The sequence below is a fragment of the Halonotius pteroides genome (assembly GCF_003605635.1).
GTDB classification, from domain to species: domain Archaea; phylum Halobacteriota; class Halobacteria; order Halobacteriales; family Haloferacaceae; genus Halonotius; species Halonotius pteroides.
Window position 1 is genome coordinate 245,850 of record NZ_QMDW01000001.1, and the last position, 18,239, is coordinate 264,088.

The 18,239-nt window shown below is 62.8% G+C and carries 16 protein-coding genes; 5 read left to right on the top strand and 11 right to left on the bottom strand.

Features of this window, described 5'->3' with window-relative positions:
* The first annotated feature begins 17 nt into the window (after window positions 1-17).
* Window positions 18-1,271: a HEAT repeat domain-containing protein gene (locus tag DP106_RS01225; protein WP_120082739.1), complete on the top strand. Its 1,254-nt coding sequence runs from the start codon at window positions 18-20 to the stop codon at window positions 1,269-1,271.
* A gap of 2 nt (window positions 1,272-1,273) precedes the next feature.
* On the opposite strand, the gene DP106_RS01230 is transcribed toward DP106_RS01225, so the two are convergent.
* From DP106_RS01230 to trpC, 5 genes are all read right to left on the bottom strand, one after another.
* Window positions 1,274-2,092, bottom strand: a complete 819-nt coding sequence (locus DP106_RS01230) for a DUF7504 family protein (RefSeq protein WP_120082740.1) — start codon at window positions 2,090-2,092, stop codon at window positions 1,274-1,276.
* Window positions 2,093-2,236: 144 nt separating this feature from the next.
* On the bottom strand, window positions 2,237-3,031 hold the full coding sequence (locus DP106_RS01235; RefSeq protein WP_120082741.1) for a 2-amino-3,7-dideoxy-D-threo-hept-6-ulosonate synthase: 795 nt from the start codon (window positions 3,029-3,031) through the stop codon (window positions 2,237-2,239).
* Window positions 3,032-3,085: 54 nt separating this feature from the next.
* On the bottom strand, window positions 3,086-4,021 hold the full coding sequence (gene trpA, locus DP106_RS01240; RefSeq protein WP_120082742.1) for a tryptophan synthase subunit alpha: 936 nt from the start codon (window positions 4,019-4,021) through the stop codon (window positions 3,086-3,088).
* Entirely contained in the window at window positions 4,022-5,353 is a 1,332-nt protein-coding gene (gene trpB, locus DP106_RS01245; protein WP_120082744.1) for a tryptophan synthase subunit beta, read from the bottom strand. It abuts the gene before it with no gap.
* A gap of 67 nt (window positions 5,354-5,420) precedes the next feature.
* Complete coding sequence (gene trpC, locus DP106_RS01250; RefSeq protein ID WP_120082745.1) at window positions 5,421-6,185, bottom strand: indole-3-glycerol phosphate synthase; 765 nt, start codon at window positions 6,183-6,185, stop codon at window positions 5,421-5,423.
* An 86-nt stretch (window positions 6,186-6,271) separates the two neighbouring features.
* On the opposite strand from trpC, the gene DP106_RS01255 reads away from it, so the two are divergent.
* Window positions 6,272-6,724, top strand: a complete 453-nt coding sequence (locus DP106_RS01255) for an MGMT family protein (RefSeq protein WP_120082747.1) — start codon at window positions 6,272-6,274, stop codon at window positions 6,722-6,724.
* A 34-nt stretch (window positions 6,725-6,758) separates the two neighbouring features.
* Here DP106_RS01255 and DP106_RS01260 read toward each other — a convergent pair whose 3' ends face one another.
* Complete coding sequence (locus DP106_RS01260) at window positions 6,759-7,097, bottom strand: hypothetical protein (protein WP_120082748.1); 339 nt, start codon at window positions 7,095-7,097, stop codon at window positions 6,759-6,761.
* A gap of 51 nt (window positions 7,098-7,148) precedes the next feature.
* Window positions 7,149-9,404 (bottom strand): ATP-dependent protease LonB, encoded by a 2,256-nt coding sequence (gene lonB / locus DP106_RS01265; RefSeq protein ID WP_120082750.1) that lies wholly within the window; start codon window positions 9,402-9,404, stop codon window positions 7,149-7,151.
* A gap of 167 nt (window positions 9,405-9,571) precedes the next feature.
* Here lonB and DP106_RS01270 point away from each other — a divergent pair, with 167 nt between their 5' ends.
* Together DP106_RS01270 and DP106_RS01275 are read left to right on the top strand one after the other, a co-directional pair.
* A complete protein-coding gene (locus DP106_RS01270; RefSeq protein WP_120082751.1) occupies window positions 9,572-10,090 on the top strand; it encodes a nicotinamide-nucleotide adenylyltransferase in 519 nt (172 codons plus the stop codon).
* Window positions 10,091-10,100: 10 nt separating this feature from the next.
* Window positions 10,101-10,898 (top strand): SAM hydrolase/SAM-dependent halogenase family protein, encoded by a 798-nt coding sequence (locus DP106_RS01275; protein ID WP_120082752.1) that lies wholly within the window; start codon window positions 10,101-10,103, stop codon window positions 10,896-10,898.
* A gap of 6 nt (window positions 10,899-10,904) precedes the next feature.
* On the opposite strand, the gene DP106_RS01280 is transcribed toward DP106_RS01275, so the two are convergent.
* The 3 genes from DP106_RS01280 to thsA all read right to left on the bottom strand — a co-directional run bounded on the left by DP106_RS01280 (window position 10,905) and on the right by thsA (window position 16,294).
* Window positions 10,905-13,085: a PAS domain S-box protein gene (locus tag DP106_RS01280; protein ID WP_133305082.1), complete on the bottom strand. Its 2,181-nt coding sequence runs from the start codon at window positions 13,083-13,085 to the stop codon at window positions 10,905-10,907.
* A 7-nt stretch (window positions 13,086-13,092) separates the two neighbouring features.
* Window positions 13,093-14,577: an ATPase domain-containing protein gene (locus DP106_RS01285; RefSeq protein WP_120082754.1), complete on the bottom strand. Its 1,485-nt coding sequence runs from the start codon at window positions 14,575-14,577 to the stop codon at window positions 13,093-13,095.
* Window positions 14,578-14,728: 151 nt separating this feature from the next.
* Window positions 14,729-16,294 carry a thermosome subunit alpha gene (thsA, locus tag DP106_RS01290; RefSeq protein WP_120082756.1) on the bottom strand — a complete coding sequence of 522 codons (1,566 nt, stop codon included), beginning with the start codon at window positions 16,292-16,294 and terminating at the stop codon, window positions 14,729-14,731.
* A gap of 195 nt (window positions 16,295-16,489) precedes the next feature.
* Here thsA and DP106_RS01295 point away from each other — a divergent pair, with 195 nt between their 5' ends.
* Complete coding sequence (locus DP106_RS01295) at window positions 16,490-17,320, top strand: amidohydrolase family protein (protein ID WP_120082757.1); 831 nt, start codon at window positions 16,490-16,492, stop codon at window positions 17,318-17,320.
* A gap of 1 nt (window position 17,321) precedes the next feature.
* Here DP106_RS01295 and DP106_RS01300 read toward each other — a convergent pair whose 3' ends face one another.
* A complete protein-coding gene (locus tag DP106_RS01300; protein ID WP_120082759.1) occupies window positions 17,322-18,236 on the bottom strand; it encodes a glycosyltransferase family 2 protein in 915 nt (304 codons plus the stop codon).
* Window positions 18,237-18,239 lie beyond the last annotated feature (3 nt).

The window sequence follows — 18,239 nt, forward strand, 5'->3', positions numbered from 1 at the left end:
AGCTTTCAGAGGACGCAATGGACGACCAACCACAGACCACACAGCCGGATTTCCTCTATACACTGGCGACCAACGGCCAGTTCGACCGGATCGCCCGCTACCTCGGGAGCAACGACTCGTTGGGTGTTCGACTGGGGGCCGCCGGCATCCTCGCCGAGTTCGGCGACGGGGTAAGACGGGCAGACAACGGTGAGATCAAACAACAACTCATCAGTGGCGTTCTCAACGAGAACAACGAAACGGTTCGGGCTCGCATCGTCGAGGCGCTGCTGTACATCCACGACGAGGACATCATTGAGACGCTCGTCCGAAAGGTCGCCGCCGACACCGAGCCGACGCCGACCGACTCGCCACACCCGTTGGTGTTAGTCGAGTGGCTCGGTAGCGACCACCCTGAACTCCGCCTGCTGGCGGTCGCTGGGCTCGGCGATGTCGGCACCCACACCGTCGTCCCAAAGCTGGCCTCCGCATGTACGGACGACGACTACCGCGTTCGGGCCAGAGCGATCGAGGAATGCGGCCGGGTTGGCGACCATCGTTGTGTCGACGCGCTTGTCGACGCCCTCGACAGCTACGACGAGGCGATCAAGATGAAGGCGGCCCGATCGCTCGCACAGATCGGCGGCGATACCGCCATCGAGGCGCTTATCGACGCCGCGAAAACTGACAACACGGAACTCCGGCGGACGGTTATCGAAAGCCTCGGGACACTCGGGTCGCTTGATGTGCTCACAATCTTGCTCAACGGGATCGACGATAGTGATGACGCCGTCCAACAGGCGGCCGCCGAATCCGTTGTCGAGTTGGTGTATCAAGCCCCCTTCGAGGAGAGCCATACAGTTCGCGAAACGGTCGTCGAGGAGCTCCAGGCCAACACCGACAGCGACACCGTTCCGATCTTTCTGCGACTTTTTGCGGAGAGCGACCGGCGGGCGATCCGCCGAAACACAGCGTGGCTGCTTGGTCACATTGCTAACCCGCATCCGCGCGAGGAGACAGTCGAGACACTCATCGACGCGCTGGATGCCGACGACGGTACCACCGCACAGATCGCCGCCACCAGTCTCGTCCGGATCGGCGGCATCGATCTTGAAGACCAGCTTGCGGACGCCATCGACAGCTACGAGACCAGCGAGGACGCCCGCCAGCGCGCAAAATTCGTCCACAGCCAGATCACCGACAGCGATGCCGAGGAGCTGTTAAAGGAAACTGTCGAGTACGTACGGGTGACTGAACCCGCCGACTACACCGCCCAGAAGCGCGATGAGTAAGCTCACTCCTGGAGGAACAACGGGCCGTCGGCTTTGATCTGCATATCAAACACCGGATCTAGCACGTTCATACTGGAGGCCATCCGGTCGCGGTTGACAAAGAAATGCGACAGCGCGGTTACATCCTCCAATCGGGCCGTCAGCAGGTGGAGGAACTTGAAGATGCGCTGAAGCTTTGCCTTCTGGATGAGTTCGGTGAGGATATCGAACTCGAAGGCGATCTTCCGACCGGGCGCTTGTTGCTCTTCAAGCACGCGTGAGATGGTTTCGGTGAGACTGCCTAACCCCATCTGTTTGTCGAGATGGACGATCTCAACGGGGATATCCATCAGCTGGACGCCGCTGAGCCCCTCCAGTGGGTTTTCCTTCGTCGTCAAGAGAACCGTCCACTCCGGCCATTCGCTGAGTTTGGAACGCAACAGGTCGATCCGCGCTGCCGGATCTGTGGTGACGATGACGACGACATCACCCGGCGAGAGAAAATGAACTCTGGCGTTGTTGGCACCGGTCGACGCAACAGGCGACAGCACCGCGATCGACCCTGTTCCGTTGATCTCGTCGGCGACGTGGAGGCCCGACTCCAACAGCGGTTTTTTGTGTGAAAACAGGTGCTGTTTGAACGTTTCAAGCGCGACGTGCTCGTCGTGGGCGGAGTTGCGGCGATCACAGTAGGGACACGACCAGCCGACCATCACCCCCTCCTGTGTGAGGCGGCGCTGATTGCGTTTGGCGATGTAGGTTTTCACCCGCTCGACGGTCTCCTCGCGGCTGGCCGACCAGACGGTGAACTCCCCGCTTCGCGCACGCCATCGGTACACCATCGACTACCTCATCGGAATCGTGTAGCATACTTAAAACTCACCATGAGCCAAGTAGTACCGTTCAGCCCCTGAGACGGCCGTTAGTTGGTGAGTGCCGATCAAACCACAGGTATCGGTCGACGGCCCGAATTCGATCACGGCGGGTTAGGCTTCGACGGTGAGGCCAGCCGCACTGAGTGCGTCCTCGGCGTCGTGGTCGTCGTGGACAACTGCCGAGACAGCACGGGTGATCGCCTCGGGTGTGTCGTGTTGGAAGATCGATCGCCCCATCGAGACGCCCGCCGCGCCGGCATCCATCGCGCCGCGAACCATCTCAACGGTTTCGGCGTCAGTCCCCTTCGAGCCACCGGCGATTACAATCGGCAGGCTCGTCGACGCACAGACGTGTTGAAAGCTCTCGGCGTCGCCGCTGTAGCCGGTTTTGACAACGTCCGCGCCAAGTTCCTCGGCGAGCCGAACGGCGTGGCCGAGGGCCTCAGGTTCATCGCCCTGAATCCCGGGGCCACGGGCGTAGGCCATCGCCAACACCGGCATTCCAAAGCGTTCGGCCTCGCCGGTAATCTCGGCGAGTTCTTCGATCTGTTTTGGTTCGTAGTTCGAGCCGACGTTGATATGGAAGGAGACAGCATCAGCCCCCGCGCGGATCGCTTCCTCGACACTGCAGGTGAGGCGTTTGTCGTTTTCATCCGGGCCGATCGTCGTTGAGCCGTTAACATGGACGATGTAGCCGCCCCCGTTGGTGTTGCCGTGAACGCGGTCGGCGACGCCCTTCTGGGTAAGGACGGCGTCGGCACCGCCGCTGGTGACACCGTCGACGGTCGCCTCCAGCTCCTTGAGGCCGGTAACCGCGCCCATTGTGATCCCGTGATCCATCGGGACGATCAGATACCGGCCCCCGGTGGAGATACGATCGAGCCGCGCGCTGATTCCTGCGGACATAACTGTTGTGTGAACCTCTGTCAGTAAGCGGGTATGTAGCTTGCGACTCCGAGCCTACTCCTCGCCGGTCGTCGGCGTCGGTCGCCCGCGGTTCGCACCATCGGCCAACTCGCTGGCTTTCGCTTCCAGCTTTGTAGCGGTTTCCGCGGTCGACCAGTCGTTGTCGACACCGTCGGCAACGATGTCAACCAAGGCGGAGCCGACGATGATCCCATCGGCTCCGCTGGCGACGATTCGCTCGGCCTGCTCGCCGCTGGAAATGCCGAAGCCGACGGCTTTCGGGACATCCCACCCACTGAGCCGCTGGAGGCTCCGATCGGTCTGATCGGACACGTCGCTTTTCGCGCCGGTCGTGCCGAGCCGAGCCTGTACGTAGACGTATCCAGAAACGCGCTCCATCATCGATTCCAAGCGGTCGCCCTCGGTCGTCGGTGCGACGATAAAGACGAGATCCAACCCGTGTTCATCACAGGCCGCCCGCAGCGGGTCGGCTTCCTCGGCGGGGAGATCAGGAACGACAAGCCCCGAGATGCCGGCGTCGGCGGCGCGGGCGACGAAGGCGGCTGGCCCCGTGTTCGCGGCTGTGCCGTTCGCACCCGAGGCGCGTCGCGCCTCGCTGTCGCCGTCGTTGCTATACTGGTAGATGAGATTGTAGTAGGTCATACAGACCAGCGGGACGTCAACATCGACAGCCTCAACGAACTCGAAGAACAGCTCGGGCGTCATCCCGCCTTCCAGGGCGCGGACAATCGCCCCCTGAATCGTTGAGCCCTCGGCGATCGGCTCAGAAAACGGCAACCCGAGTTCGATCACATCCGCGCCGCCGCGGGCAAGGGCTTCGACGTATGCCTTTGAGGCCTCATAGCTTGGGTCGCCGACAGCGAGATACGGGACAAACGCGGGGCCGTCGGCGAAGGCAGCGGCGATCTCGCTGTTGGCGGCCGCGCCGTCGCTCCGACGGGTCTCGGCCGACTGCCCACCCTCGGTCATTCAGATGCCCCCTGAAAACATCGACATATCCGGCGCGTTCGGCACGTCGCGGGCCTCGGTCTCCTCGATGGCCGCCTGCAGATCCTTGTCGCCGCGGCCGGAGACGTTGACGACGACGGTGCCAGATAGCTCGTCGGCGTGTTCCTCCAGGTACCCGAAGGCGTGGGCCGTTTCGAGGGCGGGAATGATCCCCTCGGTGTTCGATAACCGGTGGAAGCCCTCCAGTGCCGCATCGTCGTCGACAGCGACCGGGGTGACGCGATCCTCGTCGACGAGATGGGCGAGCTCGGGGCCAACACCCGCATAGTCGAGCCCCGAGGAGATCGAGTGTGATTCCATGATCTGGCCGAAGCTATCCTGCAGGAGCTTGGTGCGCGCGCCGTGGAGAACCCCCTCGTCGCCGGTCGACAGCGACGCGGAGTTGGGGGCGACACCTTCCTCCTCGTCGACAGCCAGCGAGGAGCCACCAGCCTCAACAGCGACGAGGTCGACGCGCCCTCGCGGCTCGTCGCCGCTCTGGTTTTTCGCGGAACTGCGTTCCGCGCCATCGTCGTCGATGAAGTGGGCGAACGCACCCATCGTGTTCGAGCCGCCGCCCGCACAGGCGACGACAGCGTCGGGGAGCCCGCCGGTTTGTTCCCGGGTCTGTGTGCGTATCTCCTCGGAGATAACTGAGTGGAAATCACGTACCATCACCGGGAACGGGTGGGGGCCGACGATGCTGCCGATAACGTAGTGGGTCGTCTCGACGCTGGCGGCCCAATCCCGCATCGTCTCCGAGATGGCCTCTTTGAGAGTGCCCCGGCCGGCAGTCACCGGTTTGACATCCGAGCCGTTGAGCTTCATTCGGAACACGTTGGGTCGCTGGCGGTTGATGTCACGTTCGCCCATGTAGATCGTGCAGGGCATATCGAGATGGGCCGCCGCCATCGCCGTTGCGGTGCCGTGTTGGCCCGCACCGGTTTCGGCGATGATGCGATCCTTGCCCATGTATTTGGCCAAGAGCACTTGACCGAGGGCGTTGTTCAGCTTGTGGGCCCCGCCGTGGAGCAGATCCTCGCGTTTGAGATAGAGCTCACAGTCGTATCGCTCAGAGAGCCGATCGGCCCGCTGCAACGGTGTCGGTCGGCCGCCGAAATCCGCCAACCGCTGGCGGAACTCGTCCATGAATCCATCCTCGTTGTTGACGACGTATCGCTCGTAGGCATCGGTGAGTTCCTGGATCGCTGGCATCAGGGCCTCAGGAACGTACTGGCCGCCGTAGTCGCCGAACTTGCCGTCTGCCGCCTGTGTGTGTGAGTCCGCAGCGTCTGTCGCGTGGTCTGTACTCATTGTGTGTTCCTCTTGTGTGGCATGGTCATGTAACCCTCGCTTTGGTGTGTCGGTGTGCTGTCTCCCATCAGTGCGCTGCTCCGGTCAGCCGCTCAGTGTTCGTTTGTGGGTCGCCATCCATGATCGCCCCCCCGATCAACAGGCCGTCCGCGCCGGCCTCGCGCATCCGGCGGACATCCTCGACCGTCGCAACGCCGCTTTCGGCGATCAACGTTACATCATCGGGGGCGTCGGGTGCCAACCGCTCAACGGTCGAGAGGTCGACCTCCAGTTGAGCGAGATCGCGGTTGTTGATCCCGATAACCGCCGCGCCGGCGTCGATTGCGGCGTCGAGTTCCGCGGCGGTGTGTACCTCAACCAGCACCTGAAACCCGCGATCCTGGGCGGCCGCAAGCATCGGTTCGAGGTCGTCGCCGAGAAACCGGGCGATCAACAAGATCACGTCGCTGTCGGCGGTGTCGAGTTGGGCCTCACGCAGGATGAAATCCTTGCGCAACACCGGGACGTCGACGGCCTCGCGGACACGCCGAAGGTTCTCGACTGAGCCGCCGAAATGTTCCGGCTCCGTGAGCACCGACAGCGCGGTCGCGCCACCGTCAACCATCGCTTTCGCCAGCGCAGCCGGATCAGCATCGTGCTCGCCGTCGGTCGTCGGACTCGTCGGTTTGACCTCCGCGATCACCGGCACGCGGCCGTCACGTTCGGCCGCCGTGAACGCCGCTGACAACGACCGCGGGCTCACCGACACGCGCTCGTCGCTGCCCGGTCGGGCCGCGGCCGCATCGAGAATCGACTGCACTGCCGGGGCCACCTCCCCTGATTGTTCGTTCATCTATGTACATCAATGTACGTATCTGTACATAAGACTTGCGTCGTGAGCCGGAACCGTTGAGAGGCAGCGGCAGCCTATATCGAAGCATGACACCCGGAATCTACGCACAGCGATTCGACGAGCTCGATACCGTCATCCAGCTCGGTGTCGCCAGCGGCCAGGTCATCGACGTATCGTTCCCTGATACGGTTCCTGACGACGCCACAACCGACCACGAGGTCTTCACGCTGATCAACGACTATCTCGACGGTGATCGCCTCGCGCTGACCGACGTCGAGATCGCGCTAACGCTGCCAACCGACCACCGCCAGGTGCTTGATGCCCTCCAGAATGTCTCGGCTGGCAACACGGTGACCGTCTCGCGGCTGGCGCGGCTGGCTGGGATGGATGAGGACAGCGAGGAGGATCAGGCGGCCATCCGGGACGCACTACAGACAAACCCGGTGCCGCTGTTGATCCCGGATCACCGCGTCCATGACGCACAGGGGGCGACACCGCCCGATGTTGCCGCGACACTCCGCGACCTCGAAGACAACTAGCGACCAAGCAGCAACGCAGACAGACTGTGACCGGCTACTCGTCGGCGTATCCGAGCAGGCGGATCGCCCCGTAGACAAATAGGGCTGCTCCCAGCGGCCCGTCAAACTCGAAGAGATTCGGCACGTCAAACCCGACGAGAACACTGCCGAGCACCATCGCCGAGACTGGGATCGCCAGTTTGGCTTCGACCGGCTCGATCCGCTGGAGTGCAAACCAAACGAAGGCGACGGTTCCACCGACCAAGGACAGAATAGTCAAAAGGTGGCCCTCAGCGTTGCCAACGATGACAAACAGGCTGCCGAAGGCGATGGCGACGGTCGCGGCCACCAACGGGAGGTCATCGGGTTCGATATCGACCGGAACTGCGTCCATACACGAATCTGGAAAAACAGCGTCTTGAAACCCCCGCTCCCGGTAGTTCGCTTACTGTGGGCTGGGGCTGGAGGGGCCGGCGACGCTACCATCCTGTAGCGCGGAGCCGGTGATATTTTTCAGTCGGGCGACAAGCGAGTCGGTTTCGGCTTCCCCTTCGAGCGCCACGTCAAGCACCTCGCTGATGTGGCTGACGGGGATGATCTCGACCATATCCTCGTACTCGTCTTCGATCATCACGTCTTGTTCGTTGGCCTGCGGGATGATGACGCGTTTGCAGCCGGCTTTGGCGGCGGCTTCGATCTTGTGGGTTACCCCACCGACCGGAAGCACGTCGCCACGAACCGACAGCGAGCCGGTCATCGCCAGATCCTGACTGACGCCGACGCCCTCAAGCGCGGAGATCACGGCTGTTGCAACCGTAATCGACGCCGAGTCGCCGTCGACACCCTGCTGGCCGGTCTGGACGAACTGGATGTGGATATCCTTCTCCGAGATGTTCTCGTCGGAGAACTTCTTGATGATCGCCGAGACATTTTGCACCGACTCCTCGGCCATCTCCTGTAGCTGGCCGGTGGCGATCACCTGCCCACCGCTTTGGGTGGGGGTGATCTCGGCCATCACCGGCAGCATGATCCCGGAGTCCTCACCCATCACGGCAAGGCCGTTGACGCGGCCGACCTCGTAGCCATCGGAGACCTGGAGCTCGTAATCCTTCCGTTTCTCGATGAACTCGTCGGCAAGCTGCTGTTCGATCGATCGGGAGCGTTCCTTGGCCTGCAGAACGTGCTCACGGGTCGTGTACTCGGTGTCCTCGGCGCGGGCGATATCGCCGGCGACGCGGACAAGCCCACCAAGATCACGGAAATGCAGCGTGAGCTGGCCCTTCCGGCCGGCGCGTCGCCGCGCCTCAAGAACGACCTCCTCGATCGCCTCGGCGTCAAACGGCGGCAGCCGACCGTCGTTGGCGACCTCTTGGGCCACGAAGCGGACGTACTTCTGGCGCATTTCCAGCGTGTCGTCGATGGTGTCGTCCATATAGACCTCGTAGCCGTACCCCTTGATACGGGAGCGGAGCGCGGGGTGCATGTTCTCCATGGCATCAAGGTTGCCGGCGGCGATCATGATGAAGTCCGTCGGCACCGGCTCAGTCTGTACCATCGCCCCCGAGGAGCGTTCGCTCTGGCCGGTGATCGAGAACTCACCCTCCTGGATCGCGGTCATCAGCTTCTGCTGGCTGCGGATATCGAGGGTGTTGATCTCGTCGACAAACAGCACGCCTTTGTTGGCCTTGTGGATCGCCCCGGCCTCAACGCGGTCGTGTGAGGGCGTCTCCATGCCGCCGGACTGGAAGGGGTCGTGTCGCACGTCACCGAGCAGCGCGCCGGCGTGGGCACCGGTAGCGTCGCGGAACGGCGCGCTCGTGGTGTCGTTGTTGTTGACCAACAGATTCGGGATCATCGCGTCGCCGCCACGGGAGGCATAGCGGAAGGCGAGATAGACGATCCCAGCCGCCAAGATCCCCAGCAGGATTTGGCCGGCGATGATGAGCGCGTAGCCCAACACGACGGCGATAATGATCCACATGAGGAAGGTACGCATCTGATCGCGCTTGCGGGCCTCCTCCTTGTGAGCGTCGACAATCTGTTCACCCTTCCCGGCCGGCACTGTCCGCACCTTCGGCTTGTTGCCGTCGTCGGGGTTGTGGTAGATCAGGACATCCTGCAGCTCCTCTTTCGGGAGGAGCTCAGTCATCGCCTTCGCCAGCATTGATTTGCCGGTACCCGGCGAGCCGATCATCATGACGTGTCGCCGCTGACGGGCAGCTTTGATAATCACATCGCGGGCGTGTTCCTGACCGATAACCTGGTCAACAAGACGGTCAGGGATCTCAACATCCTCGGTGCTATCGATCAACAGCCCGCCAAGGAGGTCGTCTTCATCCGGGTCGTCGGCGACCGGCGCGCTAACCTCAACGTCGCTGCCGAGTTCCTCGATCGTGCCCGCTGTTCCTTCGGTTTCGGCTGGTTCGTTGCCACGGGTGCGATCCGTGGTAGGGTCGGAATCAAAGGCGTCCTCGTCGGCGATCGTTGGCCCATCGTGGTCTGGCCCGGTTGGTGGCCATACTTCCTCGCCGTCGTCAGCGTGGTCGCCGCTCTCGTCGGCGTCCGGCTGTTCCTCGTGGTCATTGTGCGGTCGATCGCCGGTCTCGCCGTCGGCGACCTCCTCGGAGTGCCCGGGCTCCGAGGCCGTTTCTTCGGCCTCCGTGTCGGGAGGCCCGTCGTCTGTATCCGTGTTGTTGCTCATAGAACGGGTTCGCTATGTGAATGGACGGCTCGGCGACTGATATACTTTCTCCCCTTGTGAAAAATCGTCAGTATGCATAATTGGCGTCGTAGAAGCCCTCTACCGGGCGTCTGCGATCTCGCCGCAGACTCGCCGTGCTTATAAAGGGTGACGTGATAGCGTGTGGTATGCGGGGATTCTACATCGGCCGGTTTCAACCGTACCATGCGGGTCACCACCACATGGTCGAGGAGATCGCCGAGCAGGTCGACGAACTAGTGTTAGGGATCGGTTCAGCGGGGGACTCCCATACCCAACGGGATCCGTTTACCGCCGGCGAACGCGTCATGATGGTCACCAAATCCGTCGCCGAATTTGATATCCCGACCTACGTCGTCCCCATCGAGGATCTCGACCGCAACTCGGTGTGGGTCAGCCACGTCCAGAGCATGTCGCCGGCGTTCGATGTCGCCTTCTCGAATAACCCGCTGGTGATCCGGCTGTTCGAGGAAGCCGGCGTCGAGGTGCGACAGTCACCGATGTTTCGTCGAGAGATCCTGGAAGGCGCGGAGCTCCGAGAGCGCATGATCGACGGCGAGGACTGGGCCTCGTTGATCCCTGATCCAGCGGCAGCCGTCATCAGGGAGATCGGCGGTGTCGAACGCATCCAACAGGTCAGCGATACCGACGGCGCGGACGATATATAACAGCCACCCGATGCTCACGCTTGCTTCTGATTTTGGCAGCCCCTATCCGGCGGCGATGAAGGGTGTCATCTGCTCGCGAACAGACGCCCGCCTCGTCGATATCGCTCACGACCTCCCGCGGCAGGATCCCCGCGCGGCGGCCTTCTGGCTCCGTGAGACGATCCCGTGGTTTCCGCCGGCTGTCCATCTCGCGGTTGTCGACCCCGGTGTCGGCACCGACCGCCGTGCGATCGCGACTCGTGTCGGCAACCACGCGGTCGTTGCCCCCGACAACGGGCTGGCTCGGCCGGTTGTTCGACGACTCCGCGAGACGGCAGCCGCGGCCGATTCAACCGCCACGGAACCGCCCATCGAGGCCTTCGAGATCAGTATCGAAGACCCAGCGTCAACAACGTTTCATGGCCGAGATGTCTTCGCCCCCGCGGCCGGCGACATCCATGCTGTCGGCGTCGACGCCATGGCCGACATCGACAGCCTCAGCCGGATCGCTCTCGATGCCTGTGTCGACATCGAGTTTCCGACCCCGACCGTCGACGACGGAACGATCTGCGGCGAGGTGCTCGTCGTCGACGACTTTGGCAACGTGATCACGAACATCCCGGGCGACAAGCTCGGCGACATCGATACGGTGGGCGTCAACGACGCAAGCGTCCCGGTCGTCGAGACATTCGACCATGTTGGTCGCGGTGAGACGCTGGTCACTGTCGGGAGTCACGGCTACGTTGAATGTGACGTGAATCAGGGCCGCGGCGACGACGCCTTTGGGCTCGCCGCTGGCGATGTGGTTCGAGTCTCGCTCGGCCGCTGACGGCCCTTATTCGTCAGCCGGCACTCGCGGCAGCGTCAACACCGTTTGCGTGCCGATATCGCTTTCTTCAATTCGAACTTCCCCACCAAGCAGCGAGACCGTCCAGTGGACGAGCCAGAGGCTGAGCCCGCTGCCGTGCTGGAGTTGGGTCTCCTCTCCCTGTTCGATCGCCTGCCACTCGTGTTCCGGGATCCCGAGGCCGTTGTCGGTGACCGTGATCTCGACCCACTCCTCGCCGCGGTTGTTGGGGGCCGGCGTGGCTGTCACCGTGATCGCTGGGGTCGCTTCGTCGTTGTAGCTGAGCGTCGTCGTCAACAACTCCGCAAGCGCGACTCGAAGACGGCTGTCGGCTCGCACCGCCAGCGGCTCGGCGAGTGCGGTTTCGATCGCCGCCTCGGAGTGTGCTTCCTCGAACGCTGCGGTGATCGCCGCAAGGAGGGCCGCAAGCTGATACCGAGCATCGGTCGGCGGTTCTTGTTCGAACAGCGACCGTACCGTCGATGCCTTCTCGCTGAGGGCCGCAAGCGCCGTGGCTCGCTCCTCGATCGCCGCAACAAATCGGCGGGCCTCCTCGTTGGCAACTGTCTCCGACAACAGCGTTGCGTTTCCTTCGATGACATTGATCCCGTTGCGGAGATTGTGCCGCAGAATCCGGTTGAGCACGGACAGCTGTTGTTCCCGGAGTTGGCGGTCAGTCACGTCGGTCTCAATGGCGACGAAATGGGTGATGTCGCCGACGCTGTTTTCGATGGGGGCAATCTCCTGTTCGATATGATAGAGCTCGCCGGACTTGCGCTGGTTGACCAGCTCTGCTTCCCAGGCCTCACCGCCGAGGATCGTCTCCCAAAGCTCCTCGTAGAACTCATCTGACTGCGTGCCCGAGGCCAGCAGGTTGGTGTTTGCTTCGGCAGCCTCCGTGCGGCTATACCCGGTCTGCGCTTCAAACGCAGGGTTGACGTATTCGATGTCGCCGTTGCGGTCGGTGATCACGACAGCACTCCCGACGTTTTCGACGGCACGACGGAACAGCTGGAGATCCTGTTCGCGCTCCTTGCGCTCGGTGACATCCTCTTGGAAGCCAACCCAGTTGACGACCTCCCCATCGTTGCGGACGGGCGCGATCGTTACCTGGTTCCAAAACGCCGTTCCATCCTTGCGGTAGTTACGGAGCTCAACGGTGACCGGCTCCTCGGTATCGACGGCTTGCCGCAGCTTATCGACCGGCTCCTCGCGGGTGCCCGGCCCCTGAAGATACCGGCAGTTTCTGCCGGTCGCTTCCGACGCTGAATAGCCGGTCAGTTCCGTGTAGCCATCGTTAACGTAGACAAGCGGATTATCCGGTTGTGACGGATCGCTGATGCTGATACCGATCGGCGCGCCATCGATCGCCTGTGTTTTGAGCTCTAGCTCCTCCTGGTAGGCTTTCCGCTCGGTGATGTCACGGATCGACAGCAAGATCGACAGCTCGTCGCTGGTTTCGAAGGTCGTCGCCGAGATTTCGATCGCCCGCTCCTCGCCGGCGTTCGTCCGGCAGGTGAGCCCGTCCGTCCAGGCGTCGCCGGCCGCGATCGTATCCTCGAACAACGCCGCGAGGGCATCGGGCTGGTCGGTGGCAAGCAGTTCAGACGGCTCTGTGTCGAGGATCGTTGGCCGCGAGTAGCCAAGCAGGTCGCTGGCGGCTGGGTTACAGGCGGTGATGCGCAGCGACTCCGCGTCAAGCACAAGGATCGCGTCGTTAGTTGCCTCGAAGAGGCGTTCGAACCGGGTCTGAATGTCGGCGTACCGCTGAGTGAGCTCGGCGGACTGTCGGCGGCGGACAAGGAGGTTCTCTAGGCGGCGGTGCAGTGTCGCCTGGTCGATCGGGGCGGTGACCACCTCATCGATCAATGGCAGGTCATCATCACCGTTGTCGGCTCCCAACCGGGGAGCCGTCTCGGTCGCGGACTCTCGGCGGAGCAACAACAGCGGTTGAAACGTCGGATCCAACTCGGCCTTTTGCTGTTTGATCGCCTCGCGGTAGGCCGGCAGGCTACGATCATCAACGAGGTAGCAGTCGGCAGCCTGTAGCTCCTCCGCAATGATGACATCGTATCGCTCGCTGAGCATCGTCCGGATCGCCTCGCGGTCGGCCTCGTTGGCAACAATGAGCTGGAGTCGATCGATGCTGTCCGTGGGGGTATCACGCATCGTCACGTCACTCCGATCGGTGGCTGGTTCCCTGCATGATCCCGTGAACGTGCTCGAAGGGGCCGGTGATCTGCAGTCCGTCCTCGCTTTCGATCGCAAACCGGTGGAACCGACTGTCGAAGTCACCGAGCCGCTTTTTCAGCACGCCGATCGCCCGCTGGAGTTCGCCGTCGACCTCGACATACGAGAGAAAGACGATGTTGTCGGCGATGTAGCTGGTGTTCGTGCTGGTAGCCTTCGGAAAGCCGGTCAAGGCATCGGATTCGTCGGTGATGATCGTCGCCACGTTGTGGTTTTTGAGTACCCGGGTGAGCCCGTGAAGCCGGCGGACAAGCCGCTGATCGTCGCCCTGCAAGGAGATCGTGTAGCCCGCAAGTCCATCGATGAAGACGGCAGCCGGATCGTGCGTTTCGACCTCGGTGACGACGTACTGACCGAACTCCTCGGCCGACCGCACCAGCGGTTCAACCTCGGTAAGATGAAGTTGGCCTGTCTCGCGAAGTTCGGAGATCGGGATCCCGAGGTTCTCACACCGGTAGGTGAACTGATCGATCGACTCCTCAAAAAGATAGCCGAGGGCGGGTCTGCCGTCGGCGGCGATCCCCGAAAGCATCTGCGCACCGGTTGTCGATTTGCCGATCCCGGTTGGCCCAGCAATAAACGTCACCGCGCCGCGTTCGATCCCACCGCCGAGCAGCGAGTCCAACGTCTCGTGGCCGGTCGTGATCAGTGTCGGATCGAAGGGTCGGTCGTCGTGGTCGGGGATCGTCTGTGGATAGATCTCAATGCCATTGTCGCGGATCTCAAGGCCGTGGGTGCCGTCGGCCTGTCCGAGGCCGCGGTGTTTCGGGACGGCGATGCGGCGTTCGCTCTCATCCAGATAGAGGTTGACCACGCCATCGCTGAGCGACTCGAAGTCGTCGTAGCTGCTGCCGTGCGGAACCCCCCGACTCACCGTCCGTGTGGCGACAGTCGTCACCTGCCGATCACGGAGAAACCGGATCAGCGACTGGAGGCGTTTGCGATACTGGTATTCGTCGCGTTCGACGTACTGCAGTTGGGTGATCGGATCGATCAGAAGGCGTTCGGGATCGACCGACTCGATGACCTCCTTGATATCCTTCGTGAAGCGTTCGGACTCGACCTCGGCGGTCTCGACGAGGTCATAGGAGATATCCTCGGCGAAAAAGTCGGTGCCAGGGCCGATGTCAAGAAATTCGGCGTCGCCGATATCAACCGACAGCTGGGCGGCGTTGAGGACGATATCGGCTTTTGATTCCTCGCCGTGGATGTAAACGACAGTCTCGCCGGCTTCGAGGCCGGCTTCGAGAAAATGCTGGCCAAGCAGCGATTTCCCGGTGCCAGAGACACCCTGTACGAGGTAGGTGCGACCCCGAATGTATCCGCCATGCAGGAGTTTGTCGAGCTCAGCAACGCCGGTGCTGATCGGCTCGATATCGTAGTCGTCATCGGTCGGTGGATCCTCTGTCATTGTGTGGTACGCCGTAGTCGGGTAGCCCGGGCTCGCGGTGGTTTACCGACTAAACTGCTGTTAGTAACGGGTGCTGCCCTGTTCACTTAAACATGTGCAACAAAAAAACGGGAACGAGCCGTGACCGCCATCGGGGCGGCAACGAGCGGCGTTAGCCGTCCGAGCTGATCACGTCGTCGATGCGGAGGATCATCGTCGCCGCCTCGGTCGCGGAGTCGACGGCCTCGTGTTTGACAGCTGCGGGATCGAGGATATCCTCCTCAACCGGGTCGCCAACCGTGCCCGAACGGCCGGTTGAAACGAGACCGGCGCGTCCTTGCGCGTCGTGGCGGGCTCGCAGGTCAACGAGCGCGTCGATCGGATCCATGCCGGTGTTTTCGGCAAGCGTGCGCGGCAGTTCGTCGACCGCCGTCGCAAAGGCCTCGATGGCGAGCTGTTTCCGGCCTTCGACGCTGGCGGCGTGACCCCGGACGTGGTCGGCGATCGCGACCTCAGCCGCGCCCGCGCCGCCGACGACGCCGCCGGCATCGAGAGCGGCGATGACAACATCGAGGGCGTCGTTGAGCGCGCGCTCAAGCTCGTCGACAACGTGGTCGGTGCTGCCGCGAACGAAGAGGCTGACGTGGGCGGCATCAGCACCTTCGACGAAGGTGAACTCGTCTTCGCCGTAGGTCTCGACGCTCAGAGCGGCGGTGGTGCCGAGATCGGCGTCCTCGATGTCCTCAAGGGTACCGAGTTGGCGGGCACCAGTTGCCGCTGCGATGGCGTCGGCATCCGAGGAGCCGATATCCTCGAAGGCGACGATCTCCTCGGCAGCGAGGTGGCTGGCGACACGGTCGTCGATATCGCCGGTGACAAACAGGAGCTCAACCCCGGCGTCGACGATCGCGTCAGCATACCCCTCTAGCTCCTCCTCCTCGGCGGCGATAGCCTCGTTGAGTTGATCGACGTCAGTGATGTTGTACTCGGCGTCGGCCTCGCCGGTATCGAACTCCAGGTCCGTATCGAGGATCGCCGTCGTCGCCTCCGCAAGCTGGCTTGGGGCTGCGTCGTCAAGCGGCGTTTCGTCGATGACAACGCCCTCGATCAGTTCGGTCGCACTCGTCGACGCCCCGGGGTGGGTGTGGATGTGGATATCCTCGCGGTCGACACCGGCGTCGGTGGCGACCTGCTGGACCGCGCTGACGACCGGTTCCGCCAGGGTATCGACGGTCACATCACCGGTGCCTTTGCCGGTCATACTAGAACGGGCAACCGCCTCTAGGGTGTCGTCGTCGAGATCGACAGCGAGCGTCTGGTCGTCAACCGCCTCGTGGGCAAGTTTGGCGGCTTCGTGGTAGCCCTCGACGATGACGGTGGGGTGGAGATCTTGATCAAGCAGTTCCTCAGCCTCAGCGAGCAGTTCGCCAGCAAGCACGGACGCGGTCGTCGTCCCGTCGCCAACCTCGATCTCCTGGGTTTCGGCGACCTCGACGAGCATCTGTGCGGCAGGGTGCTCGATATCCATCTCGTTGAGGATGGTCGCCCCATCGTTGGTGATCGTCACATCACCCGAGGAGCCGACGAGCATCTTGTCCATCCCTTTCGGGCCCAGCGTCGTCCGCACCGAGTTGGCGACGGCTTTGCCGGCCCGGATGTTGGAATCCTGGGCGTCCTCGCCTTGCGTTCGTTCGTTGTCCTCCGAGAGAATTACCATCGGTTGCTGTCGTTGTGCCATGTAAAATCGCCTCGTTGAATGATGGTTTGCAGTTCTATATAAATCCATCGACCTTCGATACCGCAAATCGCCAGCAGGCGGCGTGTGGGATCGTCACATACCCACGTAGATCTGCCGCGTGTGTACTGTCAGAGATGGTCGATTCGGCCCAAAGGGTCTACAACAATTATGTGGGCCGCCCGTAACCGTCAGACAATGCTAGAGTTGGAACATGGGTTCCGCGTGGTCGACATCCACGGGCATCTCGACCACGACGAGGTGGCTGTCTCCACCCACGGGCACAATGTGGGCCCCGACCGACTCGAACGGGAGTGTCACCAAGCCGGCGTCGTCCGCACAGCCGTCTCACCGACCCGCCGTCCAAGCGACATCGGCTACGTACGGGCGAACAACGCTGTCGCGCGGCTCAGCGTCGACCGCCCGTTTCTCGCCTTCGCCCGACTTAACGGCCCGCTGGCGGCCGCCGAAAGTCCGATCTCGACGTTTCGAAACCTCTACGCGCCCCGTGAGACCCACCATACACGTCCGGGCGACATCGAGCAGTACGCCTACGATGACCGGTTCCACGGCTTCGTGCTCGATCCGATCAACGACGGCCTCCCGAAAGCGCCGGTACGCGAGGAGTTGGCGGATGTCGACCTTCCTGTTGTCGTCTACTGTCGAGACGGGTTCCCACCATCGGCGGCTGCCGACACGCTGCTGAACGATGGGTATCCTGTCGTGCTTGCTGGCTTTGGCGGCTACCCAATGGCCGAATCGCGGATGAAAACTGCGCTCGCCTTGCTCGATGAGTACGACCATCTCTATCTCGATACCTGTGCGGTTCGCTCCCGAGATATCCTCGAACGCGGCCTCCAAGAACATCCCGACCGGATCATCTTCGGCAGCGGCACCCCCGATGTCCATCCGAACGTTGCCGTCATGGAGATTCTTACGCTTGATCTGCCGGAAGACGCGATGACGCGCGTGTTCAATCGAAACCCGAGCCGACTCATTCCCGGCTTTGCGGCCGGTGCTGATGTCTGAGCTACTGACTCGTGTCGCCAAACTCGTATCTTGTCACCGCGCGGTCGGCCCGCTTTGAGAGGCCGTGTGGGTTGTGCGCCTCACTCCGGTCGCGGGCACGAGCGACAAGCCCATCAGAGCCACCGGTCAACATGCCGGTAATGACCTGCCGGCCGGTGGCAAACCACGTTGTCGGCTCGGCGTCACCCCGGATCACGTCGCGGGCCGCGGTGATCGCGTCGCTGGCGGCGTGTGACAGCGTGCGACGGGCGACCGTCGGCCGAAGGCCGTAGTTTTTCACCAGCCGGTAGGCCAACGCGCGATACGTCCATCCCCAATCGGGGTCGGCACGCCCGCCGTCGGCTTCGAACTCGCGGCGGACGCTCATGTCGGGCCGCCACGCGACGGCGTGATCGGTGGCCGCCAGCCGATGGGCCACGTCCCACGCGCCGCCGGTTTCAAGATACTCGTCGAAGCCGTCGATAGCCTCCAAGACACGTCGCTGAAACGCCACATTATGCCCGGCGATTGCTGTCACCCCGCGACCGGCGATCGTCACCTCCTCGGTTGATTCGGTGGCGACGCCGCCGCGGAGCGTTCGGTGGGTTGGGCCGGTGACGACCGGGGCCTCGGTGAGGCCGTCGACAACCGCGGGCAGCCAGTCCGATTCGAGCCGAAGGTTGTCGCCGAGGAAGGCGATCACGTCGCCGCTGGCGGCGTCGATGCCGGCGTTGCGGGCGACGTTGACCGTACGAGAGGCGACTTCGACGAGAACATCAACGTCCGCTCGCTCGGTGACCATGCCGGTGGTGCCGTCGGCCGAGGGGCCGTTAACGACGACAACGTCCGCGTCGGGAGCCTGATCGGCGATCGTATCGAGACAGGCACCCAGTTGGTCGCGCCCGTTGAGCGTAGGGACAACGACCGAGAGATCCATATC

Bases quoted from the DNA above. Each gene is read 5' to 3' on its own strand.
- DP106_RS01225 (WP_120082739.1), top strand. From the start codon at position 18: ATGGACGACCAACCACAGACCACACAGCCGGATTTCCTCTATACACTG.
- DP106_RS01230 (WP_120082740.1), bottom strand. From the start codon at position 2,092: ATGGTGTACCGATGGCGTGCGCGAAGCGGGGAGTTCACCGTCTGGTCG.
- DP106_RS01235 (WP_120082741.1), bottom strand. From the start codon at position 3,031: ATGTCCGCAGGAATCAGCGCGCGGCTCGATCGTATCTCCACCGGGGGC.
- trpA (WP_120082742.1), bottom strand. From the start codon at position 4,021: ATGACCGAGGGTGGGCAGTCGGCCGAGACCCGTCGGAGCGACGGCGCG.
- trpB (WP_120082744.1), bottom strand. From the start codon at position 5,353: ATGAGTACAGACCACGCGACAGACGCTGCGGACTCACACACACAGGCG.
- trpC (WP_120082745.1), bottom strand. From the start codon at position 6,185: ATGAACGAACAATCAGGGGAGGTGGCCCCGGCAGTGCAGTCGATTCTC.
- DP106_RS01255 (WP_120082747.1), top strand. From the start codon at position 6,272: ATGACACCCGGAATCTACGCACAGCGATTCGACGAGCTCGATACCGTC.
- DP106_RS01260 (WP_120082748.1), bottom strand. From the start codon at position 7,097: ATGGACGCAGTTCCGGTCGATATCGAACCCGATGACCTCCCGTTGGTG.
- lonB (WP_120082750.1), bottom strand. From the start codon at position 9,404: ATGAGCAACAACACGGATACAGACGACGGGCCTCCCGACACGGAGGCC.
- DP106_RS01270 (WP_120082751.1), top strand. From the start codon at position 9,572: ATGCGGGGATTCTACATCGGCCGGTTTCAACCGTACCATGCGGGTCAC.
- DP106_RS01275 (WP_120082752.1), top strand. From the start codon at position 10,101: ATGCTCACGCTTGCTTCTGATTTTGGCAGCCCCTATCCGGCGGCGATG.
- DP106_RS01280 (WP_133305082.1), bottom strand. From the start codon at position 13,085: ATGCGTGATACCCCCACGGACAGCATCGATCGACTCCAGCTCATTGTT.
- DP106_RS01285 (WP_120082754.1), bottom strand. From the start codon at position 14,577: ATGACAGAGGATCCACCGACCGATGACGACTACGATATCGAGCCGATC.
- thsA (WP_120082756.1), bottom strand. From the start codon at position 16,294: ATGGCACAACGACAGCAACCGATGGTAATTCTCTCGGAGGACAACGAA.
- DP106_RS01295 (WP_120082757.1), top strand. From the start codon at position 16,490: ATGCTAGAGTTGGAACATGGGTTCCGCGTGGTCGACATCCACGGGCAT.
- DP106_RS01300 (WP_120082759.1), bottom strand. From the start codon at position 18,236: ATGGATCTCTCGGTCGTTGTCCCTACGCTCAACGGGCGCGACCAACTG.